The 23,625-nt window shown below is 63.4% G+C and carries 23 protein-coding genes and 2 pseudogenes; 18 read left to right on the top strand and 7 right to left on the bottom strand.

Going from position 1 to position 23,625, the window contains the following annotated elements; translation table 11 throughout:
• Window positions 1-188: 188 nt before the first annotated feature.
• Complete coding sequence (locus ACS5RC_RS18340) at window positions 189-1,160, bottom strand: alpha/beta fold hydrolase (RefSeq protein ID WP_478345331.1); 972 nt, start codon at window positions 1,158-1,160, stop codon at window positions 189-191.
• Window positions 1,161-1,272: 112 nt separating this feature from the next.
• The gene (locus tag ACS5RC_RS18345; RefSeq protein ID WP_478345332.1) at window positions 1,273-1,635 is read right to left on the bottom strand and encodes a hypothetical protein; all 363 of its coding nucleotides are present in this window, start codon (window positions 1,633-1,635) and stop codon (window positions 1,273-1,275) included.
• Window positions 1,636-2,503: 868 nt separating this feature from the next.
• On the opposite strand from ACS5RC_RS18345, the gene ACS5RC_RS18350 reads away from it, so the two are divergent.
• The 4 genes and pseudogenes from ACS5RC_RS18350 to ACS5RC_RS18365 form a co-directional block, all read left to right on the top strand.
• Window positions 2,504-3,499: a hypothetical protein gene (locus ACS5RC_RS18350; protein WP_478345333.1), complete on the top strand. Its 996-nt coding sequence runs from the start codon at window positions 2,504-2,506 to the stop codon at window positions 3,497-3,499.
• Between the two features lie 137 nt (window positions 3,500-3,636).
• Complete coding sequence (locus tag ACS5RC_RS18355) at window positions 3,637-4,296, top strand: DUF1345 domain-containing protein (protein WP_478345334.1); 660 nt, start codon at window positions 3,637-3,639, stop codon at window positions 4,294-4,296.
• Window positions 4,297-4,496: 200 nt separating this feature from the next.
• Window positions 4,497-4,718: pseudogene (locus tag ACS5RC_RS18360) on the top strand (MmgE/PrpD family protein); the annotation flags it as partial.
• Window positions 4,717-4,887 (top strand): annotated as a pseudogene (locus tag ACS5RC_RS18365) (sigma factor-like helix-turn-helix DNA-binding protein); the annotation flags it as partial. The pseudogenes ACS5RC_RS18360 and ACS5RC_RS18365, both read left to right, overlap by 2 nt.
• A 29-nt stretch (window positions 4,888-4,916) precedes the next feature.
• On the opposite strand, the gene ACS5RC_RS18370 reads toward ACS5RC_RS18365, so the two are convergent.
• Window positions 4,917-6,017 carry an OmpA family protein gene (locus ACS5RC_RS18370; RefSeq protein ID WP_478345335.1) on the bottom strand — a complete coding sequence of 367 codons (1,101 nt, stop codon included), beginning with the start codon at window positions 6,015-6,017 and terminating at the stop codon, window positions 4,917-4,919.
• Window positions 6,018-6,174: 157 nt separating this feature from the next.
• On the opposite strand from ACS5RC_RS18370, the gene ACS5RC_RS18375 reads away from it, so the two are divergent.
• The 5 genes from ACS5RC_RS18375 to ACS5RC_RS18395 all read left to right on the top strand — a co-directional run bounded on the left by ACS5RC_RS18375 (window position 6,175) and on the right by ACS5RC_RS18395 (window position 9,720).
• Window positions 6,175-6,942, top strand: a complete 768-nt coding sequence (locus tag ACS5RC_RS18375; protein WP_478345336.1) for a winged helix-turn-helix transcriptional regulator — start codon at window positions 6,175-6,177, stop codon at window positions 6,940-6,942.
• A gap of 146 nt (window positions 6,943-7,088) precedes the next feature.
• Window positions 7,089-7,571: an Hcp family type VI secretion system effector gene (locus ACS5RC_RS18380; RefSeq protein ID WP_478345337.1), complete on the top strand. Its 483-nt coding sequence runs from the start codon at window positions 7,089-7,091 to the stop codon at window positions 7,569-7,571.
• 193 nt (window positions 7,572-7,764) lie between these two features.
• Window positions 7,765-7,977 (top strand): hypothetical protein, encoded by a 213-nt coding sequence (locus ACS5RC_RS18385; protein WP_478345338.1) that lies wholly within the window; start codon window positions 7,765-7,767, stop codon window positions 7,975-7,977.
• A 428-nt stretch (window positions 7,978-8,405) separates the two neighbouring features.
• Window positions 8,406-8,828, top strand: coding sequence for a hypothetical protein (locus tag ACS5RC_RS18390; protein WP_478345339.1), 423 nt, complete (start codon window positions 8,406-8,408; stop codon window positions 8,826-8,828).
• Between the two features lie 340 nt (window positions 8,829-9,168).
• Window positions 9,169-9,720: a hypothetical protein gene (locus tag ACS5RC_RS18395; protein ID WP_478345340.1), complete on the top strand. Its 552-nt coding sequence runs from the start codon at window positions 9,169-9,171 to the stop codon at window positions 9,718-9,720.
• Between the two features lie 80 nt (window positions 9,721-9,800).
• Here the strand turns inward: ACS5RC_RS18395 and ACS5RC_RS18400 are convergent, their stop codons facing one another.
• The 3 genes from ACS5RC_RS18400 to ACS5RC_RS18410 all read right to left on the bottom strand — a co-directional run bounded on the left by ACS5RC_RS18400 (window position 9,801) and on the right by ACS5RC_RS18410 (window position 13,755).
• A complete protein-coding gene (locus ACS5RC_RS18400) occupies window positions 9,801-10,586 on the bottom strand; it encodes a hypothetical protein (RefSeq protein WP_478345341.1) in 786 nt (261 codons plus the stop codon).
• A gap of 367 nt (window positions 10,587-10,953) precedes the next feature.
• On the bottom strand, window positions 10,954-12,069 hold the full coding sequence (locus ACS5RC_RS18405; protein WP_478345342.1) for a helix-turn-helix domain-containing protein: 1,116 nt from the start codon (window positions 12,067-12,069) through the stop codon (window positions 10,954-10,956).
• Between the two features lie 513 nt (window positions 12,070-12,582).
• Complete coding sequence (locus ACS5RC_RS18410; protein ID WP_478345343.1) at window positions 12,583-13,755, bottom strand: tyrosine-type recombinase/integrase; 1,173 nt, start codon at window positions 13,753-13,755, stop codon at window positions 12,583-12,585.
• 454 nt (window positions 13,756-14,209) lie between these two features.
• Between ACS5RC_RS18410 and ACS5RC_RS18415 the strand changes: the two genes are divergently transcribed.
• Complete coding sequence (locus ACS5RC_RS18415; RefSeq protein WP_478345344.1) at window positions 14,210-14,464, top strand: PilZ domain-containing protein; 255 nt, start codon at window positions 14,210-14,212, stop codon at window positions 14,462-14,464.
• Window positions 14,465-14,723: 259 nt separating this feature from the next.
• Here ACS5RC_RS18415 and ACS5RC_RS18420 read toward each other — a convergent pair whose 3' ends face one another.
• On the bottom strand, window positions 14,724-15,770 hold the full coding sequence (locus tag ACS5RC_RS18420; RefSeq protein WP_478345345.1) for a LacI family DNA-binding transcriptional regulator: 1,047 nt from the start codon (window positions 15,768-15,770) through the stop codon (window positions 14,724-14,726).
• Between the two features lie 236 nt (window positions 15,771-16,006).
• Between ACS5RC_RS18420 and ACS5RC_RS18425 the strand changes: the two genes are divergently transcribed.
• The 8 genes from ACS5RC_RS18425 to ACS5RC_RS18460 all read left to right on the top strand — a co-directional run bounded on the left by ACS5RC_RS18425 (window position 16,007) and on the right by ACS5RC_RS18460 (window position 23,583).
• On the top strand, window positions 16,007-16,786 hold the full coding sequence (locus tag ACS5RC_RS18425) for an ABC transporter permease (RefSeq protein WP_478345346.1): 780 nt from the start codon (window positions 16,007-16,009) through the stop codon (window positions 16,784-16,786).
• Window positions 16,783-17,574 carry an ABC transporter permease gene (locus tag ACS5RC_RS18430; RefSeq protein WP_478345347.1) on the top strand — a complete coding sequence of 264 codons (792 nt, stop codon included), beginning with the start codon at window positions 16,783-16,785 and terminating at the stop codon, window positions 17,572-17,574. Before ACS5RC_RS18425 ends, ACS5RC_RS18430 begins: the two co-directional genes overlap by 4 nt.
• A 10-nt stretch (window positions 17,575-17,584) precedes the next feature.
• Window positions 17,585-18,373, top strand: coding sequence for an ABC transporter ATP-binding protein (locus ACS5RC_RS18435; protein ID WP_478345348.1), 789 nt, complete (start codon window positions 17,585-17,587; stop codon window positions 18,371-18,373).
• A 38-nt stretch (window positions 18,374-18,411) separates the two neighbouring features.
• Window positions 18,412-19,527 (top strand): ABC transporter substrate-binding protein, encoded by a 1,116-nt coding sequence (locus ACS5RC_RS18440; RefSeq protein ID WP_478345349.1) that lies wholly within the window; start codon window positions 18,412-18,414, stop codon window positions 19,525-19,527.
• A 55-nt stretch (window positions 19,528-19,582) separates the two neighbouring features.
• Complete coding sequence (gene hpsN, locus ACS5RC_RS18445; protein ID WP_478345350.1) at window positions 19,583-20,896, top strand: sulfopropanediol 3-dehydrogenase; 1,314 nt, start codon at window positions 19,583-19,585, stop codon at window positions 20,894-20,896.
• Entirely contained in the window at window positions 20,893-21,660 is a 768-nt protein-coding gene (locus ACS5RC_RS18450; RefSeq protein ID WP_478345351.1) for an SDR family oxidoreductase, read from the top strand. Before hpsN ends, ACS5RC_RS18450 begins: the two co-directional genes overlap by 4 nt.
• A gap of 16 nt (window positions 21,661-21,676) precedes the next feature.
• Window positions 21,677-22,684 (top strand): zinc-dependent alcohol dehydrogenase, encoded by a 1,008-nt coding sequence (locus ACS5RC_RS18455; RefSeq protein WP_478345352.1) that lies wholly within the window; start codon window positions 21,677-21,679, stop codon window positions 22,682-22,684.
• A gap of 200 nt (window positions 22,685-22,884) precedes the next feature.
• Window positions 22,885-23,583 (top strand): hypothetical protein, encoded by a 699-nt coding sequence (locus ACS5RC_RS18460; protein WP_478345353.1) that lies wholly within the window; start codon window positions 22,885-22,887, stop codon window positions 23,581-23,583.
• Window positions 23,584-23,625: the final 42 nt, after the last annotated feature.

A 23,625-nucleotide genomic window follows, 5' to 3' on the forward strand; every position in this document is an offset into this window, starting at 1 on the left:
CCCGACCCAATTGCATCGTAGAAATCTGTTGGCGCCTTTCCCAGAAGCAGACGTTCGGGGTGCAGCAGTCGTAAGCACCCAACTATGCCCACCCCGCCTTGATCGCTGACGCGACCTCGTCGACGAACAGGCGCGTCCTCATACTCGGACCGCACGATTGCGCCACGGGGATCCGCACCGTCTGCTCGTCAGGCAGCTTCGCGAACTAGCTCTGATGCTTGGTCGATCGCCGCGATGACCTCTCTCGGTGCCAGATGCTGGATCATGTGGCCCATGCCGGGGACGACGATGAGGTCACTGTTGGGTAGCTCACTGTGCAGGCGCTTCGACTGCCGGTCGACGTCGGCGATCTGATCGTCCCCGCCTACGATGATTACCACCGGGAGCTTCAGGTCGCGGTAGTGCTTTTGAAGCTCGATCGTCACCGGCGTCATGAGCGCGGCGTCCTCCGCCGATGCCCGTAGCTGTAACGGCCGCAGCATCATGGCTTTCGGAAACTGGCGGTCGAACCGCTCTGTGACGGCGGCCGGCGCGAACATGGACTTGATCAGGGCAGGCTGCAGAATACGCCCGAGCACGGGCGAGATCGTGTAGCGCATCACATCCCCGAGCACCGGGATGGCAGGCGGGGAGAACAGAACCACATCGGCCCGCAAGGTCGGATAGTAGTACCCGGAGGCTAGGACGAGGCTACGGACGAGTTGCGGAGCCTGAAGCCCGAGGGCGACCGCGACCAGTGCCCCCCAGGAGTGCCCGAGCACGACGGCTTGCGTGACGCCGAGCCGCTGAAGCGCCTTCTGGAACAGCGTGGCGTGGGCGCGTGGCGTCCAGAGGCCGCGCGGGCGATCGCTGTAGCCGTAACCGGGCCGATCGATGATGATGACGCGGTAGCGCTTGGCCAGATCGTCGACGATGCCGCTGACCAGAAAATCCTGGATCATCATGCCATTGCCGTGGATTAGCACCAGCGGCTCGCCGCGGCCCCGCTCGACATAGTGCAGTCGCACCCCGTCGACGGTTAGGAACTGGCCGATAGGTGGTGTTTGGCGCTCGGCATCCCGCGTCTTCGAGGCAGCGTAGAGCGCCGATGCGGCGAGCGCTGCGGCGGATCCGAGTAGCGTCGGTCCAAGCCAACGGCCGGTAGAGGAATGGCGTGTCATGAGGTGATCCTGGTAGATTGCGGGACATGCTCCTCGATCAATCGGATCGCTCTGAAGGCATGCGGTACAGTCGGCGCGGATTGAACGCCGAGCCGGGAGTTCCTGCGCCGCTCTACGGCAGCGCGCCGATCATGCCCTTGGCTTGGGTCATCGTGTCCTCGCACGCCCGCTGATGACCCTGGCGATCCTCTTCGACGGCTCGGCTCAGAAGCCGACGCGCGTCAGCGACGTGCGCCGACGTGGGGATCATCGTGGCGTCGCTGGGTTCGCCAGTCGGAGCCGCTGCGAGAGCTTTCGGCGAATGGCTGCTGCGGATCGCATGGCCGTCCTGGAGACCGACCACGTGAACAGCGCCGGCGCTGTCGAGACGACGTTCGATCGTGCCGATCTGCTCGGCGCAGGAGCTGGCCCGAGCCGGGAGCTGCGTGAGACCGAGCAGAAGGGCTGAAGCCGCCAGAGAGAGTTCGAGACGCATGAAGGGGTCCTTTGTACCGCGAGCCGTTGATCCAGGCTTTCCCAGAGCGGCAGGCCGCACGATCCGAGCGGCAGCGGGATACTCGCGCGGCCGACGGATGATCGCGGGGTTGGTTGCGGTGCAACAAGAGAACCCTCGGATGTCGCGAACGATCCCTAGCGGTCGAGGAAAGATCCGGATTAGGGCGTCTGCACCCGGCGTCCGGGGCAGCGAAGTCTGCGTCGCGGGTCTGCCGTCAGGCTGGACTGCAGCTATGAACGCGTCCTGAGTTTTTCCTGGGTTGCTACGAACGACAGCGAGGAGCATCGCTGAAGCACATAGAGGGCAACCCAGCTTGATAAGGTCATCACTGGTCGGGCCACGATGTCCACTACAACCAGCAGATGACCTGAAAGCGGAATGTCACTGAACCGCCCATAGCAGCCGCGCGGACGAATTCTGGCGCTGCCCGAAAGAGGCCAGTCGTCGGCCGTTAGCCGACTTTGGCTCGGGGTGGTGAGCTGTCATTGAGTTGTCGCCCGAAAGCCGACGTTCGGCTTGGCGCCCATTTCGGCCGTTCGTAGCCTTCGCCAACACCTCCAAAGCAGTCGTCGCCTCACACCGGGTGACTGACCCCAGATAAGTTAGGAGCCGGTTCTCAGTGCTCCTCAGCGGGGCTCGGTGACCTCGTTACAGCTCGTCAGAGGGCTGCGCCCAGTCTTGGTGCTGTGCATACTCGCTTCCAGCGCTATGCGAACGTACGCCGCAACCGGTTCTATCATCCCACTAGCGCCAAGTTCAGATGCAGCGTTGCACCCGCGCAACAGGCACGCACTCGTCATGCGTCTACTCACGGTTGTGCGCATCGCACAGGGGACGGCACAGGATCATGATCGGGCAAGCTTCGTTGGCGAGACCCATCTCGCAACTCGCCTTGGCCCTATTGCTGACCTTGGGTCTCGCCGTCGTCCCTGGGTTTGCCGAGGAACAGGCGAACGACAAGGCGAAATCCTCGTCGGGCAGCGGTGGCTCTGAGGGTAAGAGCGACAAGTCAGACAAGCAGAAGGAGGTCGATACCGAGCACCTATTCGGCTTCACCGAAGGGTCTGACGCCGGTGAGAAGGGCGAGCAGGAAGTGCTCGTCGACACGATCTCTCGCTTCAGCAAGCGCCGTGACGGCCCCGGCCCCTCCACCTACCGCGTGCTCGACACACGGCTCTCCTACCAGTTCAACCCGGCCGATCGGTTCAGCATTGAGCTCAGCGCCTTCGGCAACTTGCGTCGACAGCGCAACATCGCAGACCTCGACGATAAATCCTTCGGTACCTTCGATGGCGCCTCGGTGGAATTGAAGTATCAGTTTCTGAAAGGATCAGCCGAGCAACCATTGGGGATCGCCGTCGAGCTGCGCCCCCGCTTCACCCGGGTTCTGCCTATCGAGGGCAACGGGGCCAACGTGTTCGACATGGAGAGCCTCATCCAGCTCGACGTGCAACTCGTGCCCGGCAAGATCTGGTACGGCAGCAACATCAGCTTCGAGCCAGCGGCTGGGCGCCAACGGGGCTTTGCCGGCCAGGGTTACCGCTCCTCGACCTTTCTCTGGTCAAACGCCGTGGTCGGGCAGATTGCGGATGGTACCTTCATAGGTTCGGAGGTGCGCTACCTGCGCGGCTATGACGGGGTCTTTCTCAATCGGCTGGAGAGCGAGGCGGTGCTCGTCGGGCCAGTCCTGCATCGACGCTTCACCGAGAAGATCTGGCTGACGGTGGCCTACGCAGGCCAAATCTGGGGGCGCGACACCGATCCATCTTATGCTCGGCGCGGGCTAGGCTTGAACCAGTTCGAGCGCCACAATCTGCGTGTGAAGCTCGGCATGGAATTCTGAGCAAAACAAGTCGCCTCGAACAGCCGAACCGCTGTGAACGGTTGCCACAGCTGGCACCACTGTGAAGGACAAACGCTGTAAGATCCAGATCGGTCGCGCCTGACTGGCAGCGCACTCTTCAGGGTCGAGTTCGAGAAATGCATCTCCGCAGAACGGCTCAAGCATTTTGGCTCAGGCCGCGGCTTCTCGGCTCGGCGGCGCTTTGCTTGGCGCTAAGCCTGGTCCTGCCCATACCGTCTGTGTGGACGAGGCTCCTTATCGGCTGGTGCGCAGGCGTCATTACCTATGTAGCGCTAGTCATCTTTCAGCTGACGCGCGGCTCGAGTGAAGCACTTCGCCGCGAGGCTTCCCGTCTCGACGATAGTGCGTTCATGATCTCCTTGTTTGCAGTTCTTGCCGCTGCTGCGAGCTGTGGGGCTGTGGCGATGTTGCTGTTCGGCCAGCAAGAGCAGGATGCATATCGGATCCCTCATATCACCCTCGCTGCCCTTACGCTGATCTGCGCATGGGTCTTCGTGCAGGTGGTCTTTACCACCCACTATGCGCACATCTACTATGGCGAAGAAGGTGGCAAGTCTCGTTGTGGTCTGGATTTTAACGGCGACGATAGCCCCGATTTTTGGGACTTCTTCTACTTCTCCGTAACGATCGGGGCAACGTCGCAGACATCTGACACTGACATTGCTGCAAAGCATATGCGCAGGATCGCAACTTTGCAGACGCTGTACGCTTACTTCTTCAACACGAGCCTCCTTGCGTTAGCAGTGAACATGGCGGCTGGCCTTGCTCAGCATTGAAGCCAGCAATCCTTGTTCTTTAGATGTATTGTTAGACCATACCAAGATTGGGAGTACGGTTCGTCATTTGGCGGTGCTATCGAGGGTGTACTCGTGCTGCTAGAGGGTACTGAGATCCGCGCGTTCGGCCTTTCGGCTTCGCCGTCGAGAAGCTTTGAATTAGATAGGCGTCGGCGCGCTCATCCCGGGCGCTCAGTCGCGGGGTCACCGCTGTCTCCATGGTCCAGGCCGGCGTCGCCGGCGTCCTCGACGGCACGCACAACATGTTCATCGCGCTCTCGACCGATCCGAAGCCCGAGGCAATGGTAGATGGCCTCGGAAGCCGCTTCTTCGTCACCGAGACCGCGATCAAGAGCTTCTCGGTCGGCTACCCGATCCAGTCGCCGCTCGACGCCGTGCTGACGCTCCGCAAGCACCAGACTGACCTACGAGGACGCCGCCGAGCTTCTCGGCTGCCAGGTCGGAACCGTGAAGAGCCGGGCCAGCCGCGCGCGCAACCTCCTGGCGAGTTCGCTCGACGTAGCCGTGGCACGTCTTTCCAAGCTGACGGTCTTCTCCACGCCGATTGCGCCCGAGGTTGTCGCCTCGTGACCGGTGCAGCTTCGCTCCGGGACCCCTACCTAAGAGACGAGCACGATTTCAACACGCCGGTTTCGCGCGCGTCCCGCGGGGTTGTCAGATCCGCTCGGGAACTGGTTGGGCACGACTGGGTCGGTCTCCCCCATGCCGAGGGCCTCGACGATGCGGCGCTCGACTCCCCCTCTTTGTATCAACCAGGACGCGACGGAATCCGCTCGCCGCTTTGAGAGACCGAGATTATAGCGCGCCGTCCCACTCGAGTCCGTGTAGCCCCTCACAATCGCGCGGCGCGGTCTTCTTGCCTTGATGGTCATTGCGGCCTGCTGAAGGATACCGTCGGCCTTGGGGCTCAGGTCGAACCGATCGAATCCAAACAATACATCGCTCGGCAGCACGAGGACGTTCGAGCTATCATGTGCAGTCACCCTGATCAATTCATTAGCTTGCTGGGGGGCTACATCCGGCATGAGCGGAGCGTCGACAGAAGGCACCTCGCCTTTCCAAATCAGCCCGATCCCACCCGTAACGCCAGCCGTCAGCTGCATCCCGAAGTTCATGCCGGCGACGGCCAATACGCCCTTCGCATGGCTCTGAAACAGACTAGCCAACCCCACTTTGTTCCTGCGCACCTCATCGCCGCCAGCTCCGCCGATCAACACGCCCAAGCCCTCGACCAGGCTGACCTTCCCCTCATTCATTGCTAGATCGGATGCCCAACTCCCGGCGCCCTGGGCCATTCCATGCGCTACAAGGAAGATTGCCACCTCCTTCTTGAGCAGATGGGTAGGTATCCCGAAGTAGATAGCAGTGGCAGAAGCGCCAAACCCAGCGCCTGCTCCCGCATTGCCGAAAATAAACCCGCCTTCAAAATCCTGCACACTCAGTTCGCCATTTAAAAATGTATCGAGCATGTAAACCTTCTTCACTCCATCCTCGACCGGAAGGTTGTCTTGGGGCCAGGTCACATTGAATTTGGCACCAAGGCTCGCTCCAGCTCCGATTTGTGCGTAGTTGAAGCGAAATTCGGCTTTCTCCGGAGAGGCTAACAGCATTACCCCGCCCTCTCCCGAGCCAATGCCATAGCCTGCACCTGTGCCGTTGATGGCGTTGATCTTCCATTTAGATAATCTAGCTCTGTACATACTGGCTTCCCCTTGCAGAACGCGACGGAGATCTGGCTAGTGTTTTGGATTGCTTTCACAGCCCACGAGCCTCTCGAAGGCTGCTCCCAAGATGCCTCTGCGAGCTAGTCTGTTTTTTGAACTGGCCCGTCCGACAAGGATGTGATTTGCTCTGGACATGAGCGCGAGCGGCTACAATCAGTTCTGTGCGATTGCAAAAGCTTCGGAGGTCGTGGCAACACGCTGGACGCCCTTGATTCTGCGCGAGTTGATGACCGGCGTTCACACTTTCGGAGATATTCAGCGCGGCATCCCGCTTATCTCCCGAGCGATGCTCGTCGCTCGCCTACGTGAGCTGGAGACCGAGGACATCATCGAACGTCGGCCACGGCCCGACGGGACCACGCAGGAATATTGGCTAACACCGGCAGGCGAAGCCCTGCGCGAAGTTGTTTGCGAGTTGGGCCACTGGGGGCTCGTCTATGCGCGCGACCGCATCAAACCGGCTGACCTCGATCCCACGCTCTTACTTTGGGGCTTTCGCAAGCGTGCACGTCTCGACTGCCTCCCCGATCGCCGCGTACTTATCCGATTCGAGTTTTCCGGCGTACCGGCCTCACGTACCCGTTATCGTATTCTTTGGCTTGTCTTACAGCGTTCTGGGGCTGAGGTTTGCGCCAAGGACCCGGGCTTCGAGACCGATCTGGTCATCCGCGGGAATGTCGCCGATTTCGTCAGTATCTACCTCGGACACGTTCGCTGGAAAGACCTCGAGAACGGCGTTATTGCGATAGACGGAGATCCAGCATTGGCTAGGGAAGTTCCTGCTTGGATCCGGCTTGATCAAGTTGTGGGCCACGACTTTCCTCCGGTTCCGCTCCCCGCCTCGGGCCAGAATGCTGGTGTCCAAGCAGGCTATGGAGTGTTCGCATCAAACCGGACCTAACGTACATCCCCACCGGCGATGTGCATTAAAAATCGCTACTTATATTCTGCTTCAGTTCTCTAATTATGAGCGGTGCGTCCCCGCACCTTCATATATTGCGCTATTGCTTAGCGTAAATTTCGGCAAACAACTTTGAGGAGGAGCGCATGGCCGTTGATATTTTTCTGAAGCTCGATGGGATCAAGGGCGAAGTGCAGGACCACAAGTACAAGGACGAGATCGACGTGCTCTCCTGGTCGTGGGGCGCCTCGCAATCCGGCAACGCGCATACGGGTGGCGGCGGCGGCGCGGGCAAAGTCAGTGTTCAGGACTTGAGTCTTACGAAGTACATCGACAAGTCAAGTCCGACGCTGTTCCAGCATTGCTGCAGCGGCAAGCATATCAAGAAGGGCAAGCTCATCATCCGCAAGGCCGGCGACAAGCCGCTCGAGTACCTCACCGTCGATCTCGAGGACATCATCGTCGCGCACGTCTCGGTGGGCGGCTCGCACGGCGAGGACAAGCTCACGGAGCAGGTCACACTAAACTTTGGCACCTTCCACGTGAAATACGCCGTGCAGAACGCCGATGGCAGCAAGGGCGCCGAGACCGAGCACAAGTGGCACATTGCCAAGAACATCGCCGGGTGAGCAGGTCAGATCCTGTCCGGAGTCGCCTGTCCGCTGGGGCATGCCGTAGCGGACAGGCGGCGCAGGTTCGCCAGCGCCGGCTGACATCCACGAAGATTTTGGGTCGGAGGCGGAACGTCCGCTTCGGGATAAAGAGCCAGGGTCCGGTTGCCACCCAATGCAAACCTCTGGAATGTCCGTTTCCGAGCAGCGGGTGGTCTTGGGGACCGACACGCAGGACAGCGCCATCGCCCGACAAGCCGCGGTCGTATTGCTAGCTCGGCGCGGACGCGCCAACCAAGTCGCGCTACACGCCACTACGCTGATCGCTCTGGAAGCGGTGACCCTCGGTCTCGCCGCCGATCGCGACAACGCCCTACAGCAACTCGCCAACCTCGACCGGCTGAGGAAGCTTGTCGGTCCCTGAACGCCGTTACCATTTTCGGTCTCGAATGGGCTGCTGTGCAGACCCGCAGCCCTGATTGCTGCCAGATGTGTTCGACAATAGCGGCGCAACATACGTCCGCTTTCGGGCGCCGCACGACCGAGCATGAACGACGGCGTTGGGTCGCTACGAGCCCGTCCGCTTTTCCTATGCTCCTTCTCCGAAGCGGACGAGCCGCTATCGGCCAGCCCCGGTCGTTCAGGACCGATCAGACGGCGGGTAAGCAGACCTTCCGAACGCTCGAGAAGGGTCGAGAGCGGGCGCGGCGGCGACGTCCGCTCTGTCGTATTGCTGTCCGCACTATGCCGCACGCCTGCCGACGACGCGCACGAACACCGCAGTCAAAATGGCCTGCTCCGTAAAAGCTATCGGCATCGCTGCTGATGCTAATAGAGCTTATGGAGCCCCCTATGACAATCGTACCCTCCAGAACGGACGAGCGCCGCCTACTGCGCCTCATCGCGACCGTGAATGAAACCGGCGCTCCATTTTCTTCGAAATCGGCAGAGGGACGGTACATTCGCAACATGGACCAAGACGTTGTTCGCGACCTCCGTGGACTGCAGTTTGAGTGCGAGGTCGGCAAAGCTTTCGATCGAGCTACGATCGAGCGGATCCTCGCCAGCTCTAGCGATGGGACTTGTGTCTACGAGGCCGACGCCATGGGCATGCTCCTCCTCTGTGCCATCGCAAAGCTAGTCGAGGAAATCCATGACATTCGCACGGCGAAAGTATTGCGCTTGCTCGCAAAGCAGATCTCGCGATATGGGGCAAGCCAACTCCGCGAAACTGTATTGAATGTCGTTGACGATGTAGTGAACGGATACGACTAAAGCCGGCGTCTGTCGCCTACGTCATCACACCGGAAACCCGTCGAACGACGGTGTTTTTGATAGGTATCCAGCCAACAGGCTGTTCTAGCCCTCTAGAGACACGGAAACTTGAGAGTATCGGCGAAGATCGCGCAAACGTAAATCGTGGATCAGAAATAACGCCACCACGGCGATCACTTGCACCGCGTAAAAGCCAATTACAAACGCGACCACATCGAGGCGACTGGACTTGCCAGCGCGTCGTAGGTTGCCGTCAGACGCTTCAATGCGCCCTGCTGGAAAAACGCGGGGTGTATATGGACAGTCATGTGCTGCTAGACCATTACTGAGGTACTAGTCAATGATTAAGAATATATCACTCATCGCTGCCTGGCAACAATGGGTAGCCAATCAAGTTACCAACGGAATGACCCCATACCTGATGACTTTCATTTTCAGTGAACTCGGCAAGAGCCCTGCCGCCACGCTTGCGATCATGTTCAGGGAAGTAGATCGGGTTTATGCTCTCCATGCTACTCGCGTGGTGCGCAACCCCCGCGGCGAGCACGATCACCGCAGATTGCCTATCTGGATCGTCAGCCCGGACCTGCCGGTCCTAAAACGCGAAAAAGACGGCAGCTCAACTAGCAACGTAAATCACGGTTTGCACCTCCATGCAGTCGGCCTCTATCGTCATAAGACGAGATTGACGACATCAATTGATCAGCATTTTCATGAAAGACAGAGACTATATACCGATCGAGATCGACCGTTATTTCGGATTCACGTCGAGCCGATCAATGATCACATCGATGCAGTTGTCGATTACGCCTTGAAGGGCCTCAGGCGGCTACAGCTTGGCTCGGACAAATTGCATGTTCTCCCGCGCTCTCGGACCGAATTGACTTCGTAAGGCCCGACAAAACGAAGGGGCCCGAGTTTCATTCGGGCCCCTCAATCTAACCTTGGTTCTGGGGGTGCCTGCCCTTACTTTCAGCGGATCGGTTTGAGCTTGAAGCGCTTCCAGGCTCCAGGACCCTCAATACGCTCTATCCGTAGTTTCGCGCTTTCACCGACCTTGAGGCCCATCAGTTTAGGGAACTGCTTCTCTGTGACCTCGACGGTAACCGTCCTCGGCTTCTTTGCAACGTCCGCTTGAGGCTTCGAAACGGCTGGACTTTTTTCCGCAGGCGAGCAGCCCTCAAGATCAACGTCTTGCTCCTCTCGATTTTCGCCCATCAGATCGTCAGTCGGGAACGCTTCCGAGCTCATCTTGGATGGCTGTTCATCGCGTCTTGCAGCCCTCGCCGACGGCTTAGCGTGGGCTCTGCAAAGAGCTTCAATGCCGCCGCGGTCCTTGATTTCGTTGGCCAGTCTATTAATCGATATACCCTCCGCCAGAAGCGGACCGATCGCCCGATTGTACTTACTCACGGTCTTAGTTCGAGCCTTTCGCTTTCCCCCGACGACGCAATGCAGGACGCTGCGGAGGGGGGCTTTAGGGTCAGGTTTTGTGCCCCGCAGCCGCTTCGCCAACTCAGAATTAGTGGTGAACTTCTCCCATTCTTGTCGATTCTGCTGGAGGCGGAGAGCAATACGAGCTGCATCGACGAGTGCCCAGTTCAACCCTTTCCGGTAATTGGAAGACAACGTCTTCAGATATTCACGAACACTTCCGACTGCTTCCACCACAGTGAGCTGAGGCTGGAGGTCAGTCGCTTTAAGCGACTGACGATTCGATCGTGAATCTTTTGAGGTTCTCTCTCCCTTGCTCATCATTGTGCCCTCCCGTCGTTGATCGCACGAACGAGGGCGGCGATGTCCTCACAGCGCCATGCAGTCATCCGCGGACCTAACTTCACTGGTTGCGGATAGCGACGGATGCGAACGCCCTCCCACCAAGACGATCGGCTGATTGGTAGAGGTCCACCAGGGTATAGGATCTGGCTCAGACGAAGATATCCGCCTTCCCGGAGCACAAATGGCTCGGCTTGAACGGTAGTTTTTGCTGTATGCACTGATTTTCTCCTATCAACTCTTAGCTGGATTGCTTTGGTTGACAGGTAAATAATGATCCGCGAGAAGCCTCCTAAACAGGCTGGTTGATTGCTGCGCCACAAAAATCCATACAAATCAGTGAGTTAACTCATCTGATCACCTCTACCATTTTCGCTTGCAATGCCTCGGGCAGGACCGGAATTTCGACTGCAATGGCTTTAATGTCCTTCGGCATTCGAGGAAACTTTATGCGCGCCCTCGCCCGTGAGTCGAGGATGTCATTGAGCTTTTGCATAACCCATTTCACCTCACCAAAATAACGTCGGAGGGTACTTCTATTATACATGCATTCGTCAACCGCTTTTGCAAATTCAGTATCCTGCGGATTTAGCGACCAATCCAAAGCCGAATGATAATGCTCAACGTATATGAAAGGAAGTGAGGCGGCTCTCGCTCTCCAATATTTCTCGAATGTGCGTTCGGACATTGCCCAATTCGGATTGAAAACTCCGGCCTCAATCAATAAATGTAAGCTGGCGAGGTTCGGCTTATGTATCTTGTTCGAAACTTCGATACCCTCGCTTAGCAAGTAATTTGTAATTTGCGCATAAAATTGGCGGTCATCATATCTGTTCGTCCCATTTGTAACAATTTCGAAGTCCGGGTTGAACGCTGCGTGTATTGAGCTGAATCTATGGGCCACATCGAGGGTTAGGTATCTAAAAAGACTAGAACTCTCCTCCTGGCTTAATAAGCCAATATTATTGATCTTATGCGTTTGCATCAAATATGATGTTGTACATTGGATCATCGCCGCGATATGATATTCAAGTTCCGCTGGCCAGTGCAGCCATGTGAGGTATTGAAACAGCGCATCACGATATGTAACATCCGTAGAAGACTCAGATCCAGTTAGTATGGCGATAGACTGTTCAACGTCTAACACATTTTTCGCCGCTTTTATATTGAGTGCATGCTGTACGTTTTCCTCTTCCTTACCGCGAGTCCATCGGTAAACAGACGCTGTTGAAAGTCCGTGCTTTTCGGCAATTTCTGGCATGCTCAGGCCAGCGAGGGAGTCGCGTAAAATCAGATTGATGTACCCGGCCTTCTGCTCGACGGTTGGACGTATTCCGGGGCGTCTGCGCACGATGCGCTTCCGAGTTGGCTGATTTTTGATTGTGGCCATGTCGTTCAGACCGCTGCGTGAGTCATTGCCGATCCGAGACGGGAATCGATCCAGGTTTTTTTTGTAACCCGCCACTTCGCTTCGAGCATTTGATAAGTTTGTGACCCAACCCAGCGTCCGTTCCTCGACAACGGACGTAGACGGAAGGCTGGATCCGGGCAGATGGTAGGCGCGTGCAGGAGGTCACCCAATAATGGATGCGGGCGGAACCGCCCCGCCCTCGGACTACAGCAATAAGGCTCGGGCTTTCGTTAATCCTGCCTTTCGTTCAGACACCGAGAACCCCTTCTTGCACTTTGCAACGATCTTCAAGCTGACGCCGTGAAGGGCCGCCGCTGCTCTCAGGCTCGCTTGGCTAAGCTGTACCGCCTGCGGACTTCCACCGTCGTAGTGGCGCTCCCATGCTGTATCTACTCTCGAGCCGCATCCTTCCACTCTCGTGAAAGAACGGCTTCATCAAACCCTTGAAGCATGGATTTACCCTGGGTCAAAGGCAGCCAAGCAGGTCAAGTACACTCGTGAACCTGTCCCCGAATTGTTCAAGTCTGACGACTAATTAGATCTTGCTTATCGGTCACAGCGCGCGAATTAGGCGCAAAATTCAGCCCACTGTTCCATCATCTCTCTACGCTTTGCGAGGAGGTCGCCGCGCCGGTAGGCAGCCTCAACCTTGCTCTCTACTGCGTGCGCTAGTGCCATCTCGGCGACCTCTCGCGGAAAGCTTGTAGCCTCAGCAGCCCAGTCGCGAAACGACGATCGGAAGCCGTGCGTGGTGACAGACACCCCCATGCGGCGCAGGGTCATCTCGAAGGCCATGTCCGACATCGGCTTGTTCCCCGAGCGTCCAGGAAAAATGAGGCTGCTGTCGCTCGTCAGAGCTCGGGCTTGCGCCAGAATGGCAAGTGCGCGTTTGCTGAGCGGGACACGGTGCTCGCGCTTTGCCTTCATGCGGCCGGCGGGCACGATCCAGAGCGCGTTAGGCTCGTCGATCTCAGCCCACTCTGCGCGCCGCACCTCGCCCGTTCGAGCCGCTGTCAGGATCAGGAACTCGAACGCCAAGCAGCCTAACTCTGCCCGCTTTGGAGAGGATCGGAGCCGCGCAACGAACGCCGGCACTTCAGCATAGGGTAGCGCAGCGTGATGCTGTACCCGCTCACTCTGCTTCGGTAGACCCTTCGCAACGCCAGCAACCGGGTTCTCGCCGGTTCGGTGCCCAGCTGCTTTTGCCCAGTCGAGCACCGTCCTGATCCGCTGCTGTACGCGTCGCGCTGTCTCGGGTTTCGTCAGCCAAATCGGAGCGAGCGCACGCAGAACGTCAGGGGTACCGACTTGGTCAACCCGACGGCTCCCGAAATGCGGAAAGGCGTAGGTTCGGAGAGTGTTGATCCATTGCGCTCCATGCTTGGCATTGGCCCAGGAGGCTTTGTGCTCGCCATGGACCTGCTCAGCTGCGTCAGCAAAAGTCGGAATCGCGACCTGGACCTTGCGCCGATCTGCGAGGGGATCTCCGCCCTCCCTCGCAACCTTCCGAATGGCGAGGGCTTTTTCGCGGGCTTCGGCGAGGCTGACGAGGCTCAACCCGCCGAGGCCGATATCTCGGCGCCGGCCCTGAACGACTGTGCGGAGCAGCCACCGCTTCGAGCCTGTTAGCTCCACGACGAGGTACAGACCGCCTCCATCCGCGTAGCGACCCGACTCTTTGAGGGCGCGAACTTGAACGGTGCTGAGTGCCTTTTCAGGATGCTTGCCCTTGCCTCCCATCGATCGGTCCACCGAACTCGGCCACCCACATTTTCTACCACATTACAGGCTGGCTGCCCGCGGATTGCAATGGATCTTCTCGGAGCCCAGCCGTTCCCCAACCTAGGTTCTATGAGGCTGACGATGCTGACGTTTCGGCCTTCCTCGGCGGCCGCGGCATCTTGCTGGACAATCGGGTTGGGCGGACTCCGTCTCCGCCATTCGGCTCCAAAGTTTGCAACGGGAGCATGCACTTAGCGCGCCTCGGCCGCGTTGCCCACGCAGGGATGTGCGGCTCAGCGTCTAGTGCGCTCTAGCGCCGACGCTTCGCTCAGTGGGATCGCCGCGGCGGCGGGCAGGTCGGCACGCATGACGGTCTCGTGAAGCCGCTTGCATTTGAGTGATCGGCTACACCCAGCCTTCCAATCTTCGGTTGCATACTGATCGTCGCAAGCGTTGCCCGGAGTGTAGGCCCATGGAAGAGCGGCGCAGTGAGGCCCGCACCCGCGTCGTCGAGGCCGGGGTGATCAGCATCGATGAGCACAGCACGATGCCCTGCGTGATCCACGACCTGTCGGAGACCGGCGTCCGCCTGACCATGATGGCGACCGAGCGGGTGCCCAACACCTTCCTGCTGCACGCCTCCGGCTACGGTTCGGGCATCTGCGAGGTCGCGTGGCGGACCGACGAGTCGATCGGCTGCCGCCTGACGCGCCTCGGGGCGTGGTAGGTCGTCGGCCCGGTCCTGAGACGGTCGGACCGGAGGAGAGCGAAACGGGCGAGCCCCGGCTTCCCGCTCGGCGATGAGGAGCGAACGGCAGCCGTCTCAAGATCCTGTGTGCGCCCGATGCGCGCGACGGCCGATCCCGGGCGATCCCGGGCGACAGAGCCCCTGCGCGTCAGGCTCGATCCGTCGCACCCCGGCCCGGGACCGGGGACCGGGCGAGCAGTCCGATGCGAGATCCGCCGGTTCGTCGCGGGAATCCGCCCTAGGCCCGCGAGATCGGAAGACGCCTGTCGGCCTCGGCCTTCGGCGGTCCGGAGGAGCGGCGCTCGACCAGTTCGATCGCCATCTCGATGCAACGCGGACGCGCCTCGCCCCGGAGCCGCGCGAGCAGATGGTCCGCGATCTCCCGCCCGAGTTCGGCCGTCGGCAGGTGAACCGTCGTCAGCGGCGGCGCGATGTGGCTCGCGATCTCAAGATTGTCGATGCCCACGACGGAGAGGTCCAGTGGGACGCGCAGGCCCCGCTGCTCCGCCTCCAGGAGGACGCCGACCGCCAGGAGGTCGTTGCCGCAGATCACCGCGGTCGGCGGCTCGGCGAGGCCGAGGAGCTGGGACAGACCGGCCCGACCGCCGGCGAGCGTGAAGGGCGCCTGCGCGATCCGGGCATTCGGCAGGTCGATCCCGGCCTCCGCCAGGGCGCGCCGCGCACCCGCGATGCGCAGGCGCGCGCGGTCGTTCGATTCGGTGAAGCCGGAGACCATGCCGAAGCGCCCGTGCCCGAGCTCGACGAGGTGGCGCGCGGCGAGGTAGCCGGCCCGGGCGTTGTCGAAGCCGATCGCGTCGAGGCGTTCGTCGAACGACCAGCTCAGAACCACCGGGATCGGCGCCTCGGTGAGCAGCGCCCAGGTCTCGGGCAGATGATCGGCCCCCACCACCGTCAATGCGTCGACCCCCCGCCCGAGCATCGAGCGGACGGAGGCCGCCTCCTGCGCCGCGCTGTACTCGTGGGCCGCGATCAGCAGCTGGTAGCCGTGCCGTGCGAGGTTCGTCTGCAGGGCCTGGACGGCCCGGGCGAAGATCGCGTGATCGAGCGTCGGGATGATCGCGCCGATCGTGCGGGTGCGCCCGGATGCCAGGGCCTGGGCCGGCCCCCCCGGCAGGTAGCCGAGCGCCGCCGCAGCGGCACGCACACGCTCCACCGTCTCGGGATGCACCGCCCGCGAGCCGGCCATGGCGCGCGAGGCCGTCGCCGGCGAGACGCCGGCGCGCGACGCGACCGCCTGCAGGGTCGGGCGTGTGATCCGTTTCACGGGCCGCGAACCTCGGTCGCCTGCATCCATAAAAATTTTCGAATGCGCATTCACGACATGCCGAGGCGCCCTGATCAACGGGAATCTAGCCGAATTCCGCTCTGACAAACAAGGGCCGGCGCGGGCGGAGCCGCTCTTGACAGCGCTCGAAGTCGGAATTCTAATGAAAGCGCTTTCATGTACAATGAGGCATGGCGAGCCGCACCAAAGCAGCCGCCGACGGGAGAGGAAACCTCGTGAGGCTCAGCCGCCGAACCTATGTCGGCGCGACGACGCTGCTCGTCCTCGCGCTTCTCTGGTACGTCGCCACGAGCGGTCTCGGTCTCGTCTCGGCGGGCCGTTTCCCCGCGCCGGGCGATGTCGAGGCCGCCGCGATCCAGGCCTTCGGTCGCGGCTATCCGGACGCGACCCTCCTCATCCACATCCTGCACTCGCTGAAGCTCGTCGCCATCGGCTTCGTCGTCTCCGTGGCGCTCGGCGTGCCGCTCGGCCTGCTCATGGGCTGGAACCGGATCGCCGAGGCCTTGATCAACCCGGTCTTCCTGGTTCTGCGCCCGATCCCGCCGCTCGCCTGGATCCCGCTGGCGATCCTCTGGCTCGGCCTCGGTGACGAGGCGAAGGTGCTGGTGATCTTCCTCGCCGCCTTCCCGCCCGCGGTGATCAGCACCCATGCCGGGGTGCGCGCGGTGCTGCCCCCCGTGGTCGAGGCGGCGCAGATGCTCGGTACGCCGCGCCTGCGCTTCGTCCTCGAGGTGCTGGCGCCGGCGGCGGCACCGATGATCTTCACGGGCCTGCGCCTGTCCCTGCAGGCGAGCTGGACCACCCTGGTGGCGGCCGAGCTCGTCGGCTCGCTGGCCGGGCTCGGCTACGTCCTGAACGTCGCCCAGCAGGATCTCTATCCCGGCATGATCCTCGTCGGCATGGCCGCGGTCGGCGTGCTCGGGGCCGGGACCACCGCGCTCCTCGGCCTCGCCGAGCGGCGCGCGGTGGTTTGGGCTCGGGACGCGACGGCATGATCGCCTACCGCCAGCCCCTGCCGCTCGGCCGCTCCCTGCTTCTCGGGGCGGTCGGCACCCTGGCGTTCCTCGGCCTCTGGGACGGCCTCGCGCGCTCGGGCCTCGTGCCGCACCTGTTCCTGCCGGGCCCGCTCGAGGTGGCCGAGCGCTTCGTCCGCCTCGTGACGACGCCGTTCGCCGGCGGCACGCTCCCCGCCCATCTGGCCTCCAGCCTGCAGCGCTTTCTCGGCGGCTTCCTGCTGGCCGCGTTCGTCGGCATCCCGCTCGGCCTGATGATGGGCTGGTCGCGGCTGCTCGACGACATCGTCACGCCGATCTTCGATGCGCTCCGCTTCATCGCGCCGATCGCCTGGGTGCCCTTCGCCGCCCTGTGGTTCGGCACCGGCGTCGGCGGCCCGCTCCTGATCATCTTCGCTGGCGCCTTCCCGCCCTGCCTGATCAACGCCTACCGGGGCGCCCGCTACGTCGATCGCCGGCTCCTCGAGGCCGCGGCGATGCTCGGGACGCCGGGCCACCGGGTGATCGCCGAGGTGATGCTGCCGGCCGCCCTCCCGTCGATCGTGGCGGGCCTTCGCATCAGCGCCGGCCTCGGCTGGCAATCCCTCGTCGGCGCCGAGCTGATCGTGGCCTCCACGGGGGTCGGCTACATGATGGTGCAGGCTCAAGGGGCGGTCTCGACCACGACGGTGATGGTCGGGATGGCGGCCATCGGCCTCGTCGGCCTCGCCATCGATCTGGGATTGCGGTTCGTCGAGGCCCGCATCCGCGCGCATCTCGGACAGGCGTGAGGGACGAGCGATGAGCTGCATCCGGTTCGAGCGGGTCGACAAGACTTTCGGCGGGGCGGTGAAGGCCCTCGACGGGATCGACCTCACGGTGGCCGACCGCGAGTTCGTCGCCATCGTGGGCGCGTCCGGGTGCGGCAAGACCACCTGTCTCCGGCTCGCCGCCGGTTTCGAGGCGCCGACCGGTGGGCGCGTCACGGTCGGGGGCAAGGTTGTCACCGCGCCCGGGCCCGACCGGGCGGTGGTGTTCCAGCAATTCGCGCTGTTCCCCTGGAAGACCGTGGCGCAGAACATCGCCTTCGGGCTGCGCAACCAGGGGATGCCGGCCTCCGAGCGCGCGGAGCGCGTCGCGGCCGCGATCGGGATGATCGGGCTCTCGGCCTATGCCGATGCCTACCCGCACCAGCTGTCGGGCGGCATGCAGCAGCGCGTGGCGATCGCCCGCGCCTACGTGCTGGAGCCCGAGGTGCTGCTGATGGACGAGCCCTTCGGCGCCCTCGACGCGCAGACCCGGGTGGTGATGCAGGAGGAACTCGTCCGCCTCGCGCGGAAGAACCCGCGCACCGTCCTGTTCATCACCCACGGCGTCGAGGAGGCGGTCTACCTCGCCGACCGGGTCGCCGTGATGACCCGGCGCCCGGGCCGCATCAAGGAGATCGTCGACGTCAAGGCGATCCGCGAGGCGGAGCGCTGGGAGGACCACGCCCGGATCGAGGACGTGATGGACCTCGAATCCTTCGTCCACCTGCGGACGCACATCTGGAAGTCGCTGCGCGAGGAGAAGGGCGGGGTCGGCCACTGAGCCGGCCCGCGCATCCTGCAAACAGAGGGAGATGCATCATGGCCAGAACGCCGTTCGGGGGCACCGCGCCACGCAGGCGCCCGGCCCACAGGCTGGCAGGCGTCGCGCTCGCCGGCGCGCTCGCGCTCGCGCCGCTGCCGGCCGCCGCGCAGGAGGCCGCCGGTCCGCAGAAGATCGGCGTCTCCTACCAGCCCTCCCTCTACTGGGCGCTGCCCTACTACGTCGCCAGTCAGAAGGGCTGGTGGAAGCAGGTCGGGCTCGACCCGAGCTTCGCGGTCTTCCCCGCGGGCGCGCCCCAGGTCGCGGCGGCTCAGGCCGGCTCCTGGGATGTCGGAGGCACCGGCTCGGTGCCGGCGATCCTCGGCGCGGCCCGCTTCGGCCTCCTGACGGTCGGTCTGACCAACGACGAGTCGAAGACCAACGTCCTGATGGTCAAGGGCGACCGCTACGATGCGATCCTCAAGGACCCGAAGCAGCTCGCCGGCCAGAAGCTCCTCGTCACCACAAACTCGACCGCCGACTACGCCGCCCGCAACTGCCTGAAGAAATGGGGCCTGTCGGCACGCGACCTGCGCTTCGTCAATCTCGGTCAGGCGCAGATCATCTCGGCGGTGATCGCCGATGCCGGGGAAGTGGTCGGCGTCTGGGCGCCCAACACCTACACGCTGGAAGAGAAGGCCAAGGCGCGTGTCCTGTGCAGCGGGGCGGATGCCGGCGCGGTCGTTCCCGGCGCCCTCGTGGCGCGCGCCGATTACGCGAAGGCCCATCCCGACCAGGTCGCCAAGGCGCTCGCGGTCTACCTGCGGGGCTGGGGGTGGGCGAAGGCGAACCCCGCGGAGGCGCGGGCCATGGCCAAGCGCTTCTACGCCGAGGGCGGCGTCGAGGTCTCCGACGCGGCGATCGAGCAGGAATTCGCGCTGCGCCCGACCTTCTCCCTCGACCAGCAGCTCAAGGCCATGGCGCGGACGGGCGGCCCGTCCGAGATGGATGGCTGGTTCACGCGGATCGGCGGCTTCATGGCCGAGGTCGGCACCATCCCGCAGGCCCCCGATCCCAAGAGCTACATCGACGACGCCTTCCTGAAGCGCGTCGCCGACGACCCGACGCTGAAGACCTTCGCCACCGAGTTCGACGCGGGCGCCCGCCAGCGCTGAGCGCCCCCCTTCACGGGCGCGCAAGCCCGTCAGCCGACACCGGAGCCAACCCGAGATGACCATCGAGCATGTGAAGCGCGCGACCAAGACGCCGGAGACGGAGACCGATACGGCGCGCAAGGTCGTGACCGAGATGCTGGCCGCGATCGAAGCCCGCGGCGAGGACGCGGTGCGCGATTACGCGCGCAGCCTCGACAAGTGGACCGGCGCGATCGTGGTCTCCCCCGAGGAGATCGCGCGCCGCATCCGGGACGTGCCGGAGAGCGTGAAGCGCGACATCGCCTTCGCGGCGGGGCAGGTGCGCCGCTTCGCCGAGGCCCAGCGCGACAGCATCCGGGATTTCTCGGTCGAGCTGCTGCCCGGTCTGACCACGGGGCAGAAGCTCGTGCCCTGCAACGTCGCCGGCTGCTACGTGCCGACCGGGCGCTACGCCCACATCGCCTCGGCCTACATGTCCGTGGCAACCGCCAAGGCCGCGGGCGTGCCGACCGTGGTGGCCTGCTCGGCGCCGTATCGCGGAGCGGGCATCCACCCCTACGTCCTCTACGCCATGACGGTGGCCGGCGCCGACGTGATCATGACGCTCGGCGGGGTTCAGGCGGTCGCCGCGATGGCCTTCGGCCTGTTCACGGGCAAGCCGGCCGACATCATCGTGGGTCCCGGCAACAAGTTCGTGGCCGAGGCCAAGCGCATGCTGTTCGGGCGCGTCGGCATCGACGTGTTCGCGGGCCCCTCCGAGGTCGCGGTGATCGCCGACGCGACCGCCGACCCGGCGATCGTCGCATCCGACCTCGTCGGCCAGGCCGAGCACGGGCACGAGAGTCCCGCCTGGCTGTTCACCACCTCGCGCGCGCTCGCCGAGGCTGTGATGGACCGGGTGCCCCAGCTGATCGCGGCCCTGCCGCCGACCGCCCGCGACGCGGCGGGGGCGGCGTGGCGCGACTACGGCGAGGTGATCGTCTGCGACAGCCGCGAGGAGATCGTCGCGGTCTCCGACCGCTACGCCAGCGAGCACCTGGAGATCCACGCCGCGGACCTCGACTGGTGGCTCGGCGCCCTGAGCAACTACGGCTCGCTCTTCCTCGGCGAGGAGACGACGGTCGCCTTCGGCGACAAGACCTCGGGGCCGAACCACATCCTCCCGACGAAGTTCGCCGCCCGCTACTCGGCCGGCCTCTCGGTCCACAAGTTCCTCCGCCCGCTCACGTGGCAGCGGATGGACCGGGAGGCCTGCAAGACGATCGCCCAGGCGACCGCCCGCATCTCGCGTCTCGAGGGCATGGAAGCCCATGCCCGCACGGCCGACGACAGGCTCGCCAAGTACTTCCCCGACCACGGCTTCGATCTCGGCGTGGCGGTGAGCGCATGAGCTTCCGCCTCGCCGCGCTGTTCGATCTCACCGGTCGCACGGCTCTGGTGACCGGGGGCAATTCCGGGATCGGGCTCGCCCTCGCCCGGGCCCTCGGCCTTGCCGGGGCCGACCTGATCCTGTCGGCCCGACGGGAGGCCGAGCTCGCCGCGGCGGCCGCGGCGCTGCGCGCGGACGCGATCGCCTGCGAGAGCTTGCCGGTCGACCTGTCGGGGGCGGGGGCGATCGCGGACGCGGTGCGCGGGCTCGGCGGGCGACGCATCGACATTCTGGTCAACGCCGCGGGCGTGAACCTGCGCCAGCCCTTCGACGCGGTCACGGCGGAGGCGTTCGATCTGCACATGGCGCTGCACGTGCGGGCCCCGTTCCTCCTCACGCAAGCCCTAGCCCCCGCGATGGCGGAGCGCGGCTTCGGCCGCATCCTGAACATCGCCTCCCTCCAATCCTACCGCGCCTTCCCGAACTCGGCCCCCTACGGTGCGGCCAAGGGGGCGGTGGTGCAGCTCACCCGCGCCATCGCCGAGGCTTGGTCGGCGCGAGGAATCACCTGCAACGCGATCGCACCCGGCTTCTTCCCGACGCCGCTGACGCGGGCGGTCTTCGACGATCCCGAGCGCGCTGCGCGCAATGCCGCCCAGACGGCCTGCGGCCGCAACGGCGCGCTTGCCGACCTCCACGGTGCGGCGGTCTTCCTCGCCTCCGATGCCTCCGCCTACGTCACCGGGCAGACGCTCGCGGTCGATGGCGGCTACACGGCGAAGTAAGGGGACGGCTTCCGCGATGAAAGCGCTCGTCTACACCGGCCCGTACGCTCTGGAGCTGCAGGAATTGCCGCGGCCGACGCCCGGCCCCGGAGAGGTGCTTGTCCGCGTCGAGGCGGTCGGCATCTGCGGCTCCGACATGCATGCGTTCCACGGGCATGACGCCCGGCGGCCGGCACCCCTCGTCCTCGGGCACGAGGCGGCCGGGATCATCGCGGACGGCCCTCGGGCGGGCGAGCGTGTGACGGTGAACCCGCTCGTCACCTGCGGCCATTGCACGGCCTGCCAAGCAGGCCGCAGCCATCTCTGCCCGACGCGGCAGATCCTCTCGATGCCGCCCCGCCCCGGTGCCTTCGCGGAGTATGTCTGCGTGCCGGAGGGCAACCTCGTGGGGGTGCCGGACGGCCTGTCGATCGAGCACGCGGCTCTGGCGGAACCGCTCGCCGTCTCCTATCACGCCGTCAACCAGGGCGGGCGACTGCTCGGCCAGCCCCTGTCGGGCCTGCGCTGCATCGTGCTCGGAGGGGGCGCCATCGGCTTCGGAGCCGCGCTCGTCTTGGCGATGCAGGGCGCCGGCGAGATCTGGCTGGGCGAGCCGAACGCGCAGCGGCGTGCCGTCGTCGCCCGCGGAGTCCCGCGTATCCATGTCTACGCGCCGGGCGAGACCGGCGAACCGGATTCCGATAGCGCCGATCTGATCCTCGACGCCGTCGGCAGCCGGGCGACCCGCGCCGCGGCGAGTCGCTTGGCACGGCCGGGCGCGGCGATCGTGCATATCGGGCTGCTCCCGGGAGAGGAGGGATTCGACATCCGCAAGATGACCTTGCAGGAAATCGTCGTGTCGGGCTCGTACTGCTACACGATGCGGGAGTTCCGGGACGTCGTCGGCGCGCTCGCGGATGGGCGGCTCGGTGATCTGGATTGGCTGGAGCGGAGGCCCCTCTCCGACGGCGCGCACGCCTTTCGTGACATCGATGCGCAGCGGGCCGCGCCCAAGATCGTCCTTCGGCCGGACCACCTGCTGTGACGTGCGCCTCCGGAGCCGCCTCGGGCCGATCGATGGGCTGACGATCGGACCCGGCCGGCGGATCGATAGGATGGCCTTGCCCCCCGGCAGCCCGCCCGTGAGCATCGCCGTCGGTCGAACGACCGGTCTCGGCCAAAATCCCTCTATCCGCTTCCGCACCGGCCGCAGCGCGGCCGATCTCCGGCATCACCGGCGGATCAGTGCGCGGTCTCGATCCGACTCTGTTTCCGGCGACGACACGGCGGCACCAAGTCAACGTTCGAGACCTGACTATTGTCAATCGAAGCCAGTTCGGCACATTTCCAGGATGCGTTGAAAATCGATTCGGTTTCGGCAAAGGGCGCACGTCGATGATCGATCTGAAGCAGCCGTCACTTGCCCTGCACGCTGCCGACGTTCCTGGCTACCGCTACAAGATGTGGGCGACCTGGGAAGTGCCGAAGACTCTCCCGGTACCGGCCGTCGTCGAGTGGATCGCTTACGCGGTCGACCGGTCGCCCGAGATGCGCCTCAGCAACGTCGTGCTGAATTGCCATGGATACCCGGCGTATATCGGCATGGGAACGGGCATCGATCAGGGCAATGTAGGCTTGTTCGGCGCACTGAAAGCCAAGAGCATCGGATGCATCTGGGTCGTGGCATGCTTGGTGGGCGGCACGCAGTATAAGACCTACAAAGCCAATGGACCGCATTTCTGCTCGTCCCTCGCGAAGGCCGCAGGGACGTTCGTCGTTGCCGCGAACGTCGAGCAGTACGTCAGTGCGGGCTATGAGATGTATGCGCGCCTTCCGTTCACCCGGAGCGGAAACATCGACGATTTCGAGGGCGTGCTGACCCGCTATGATCCGAGTGGGACGAAGAAGGTGATCGGCAACAACGGTTCCGGGCTCTGGGATTAGGGCCGCATCCGACCCGACTGCATCCGGTCGGCGTCTGTCGGG

It is taken from the genome of Methylobacterium sp. HJ2, from assembly GCF_056431005.1.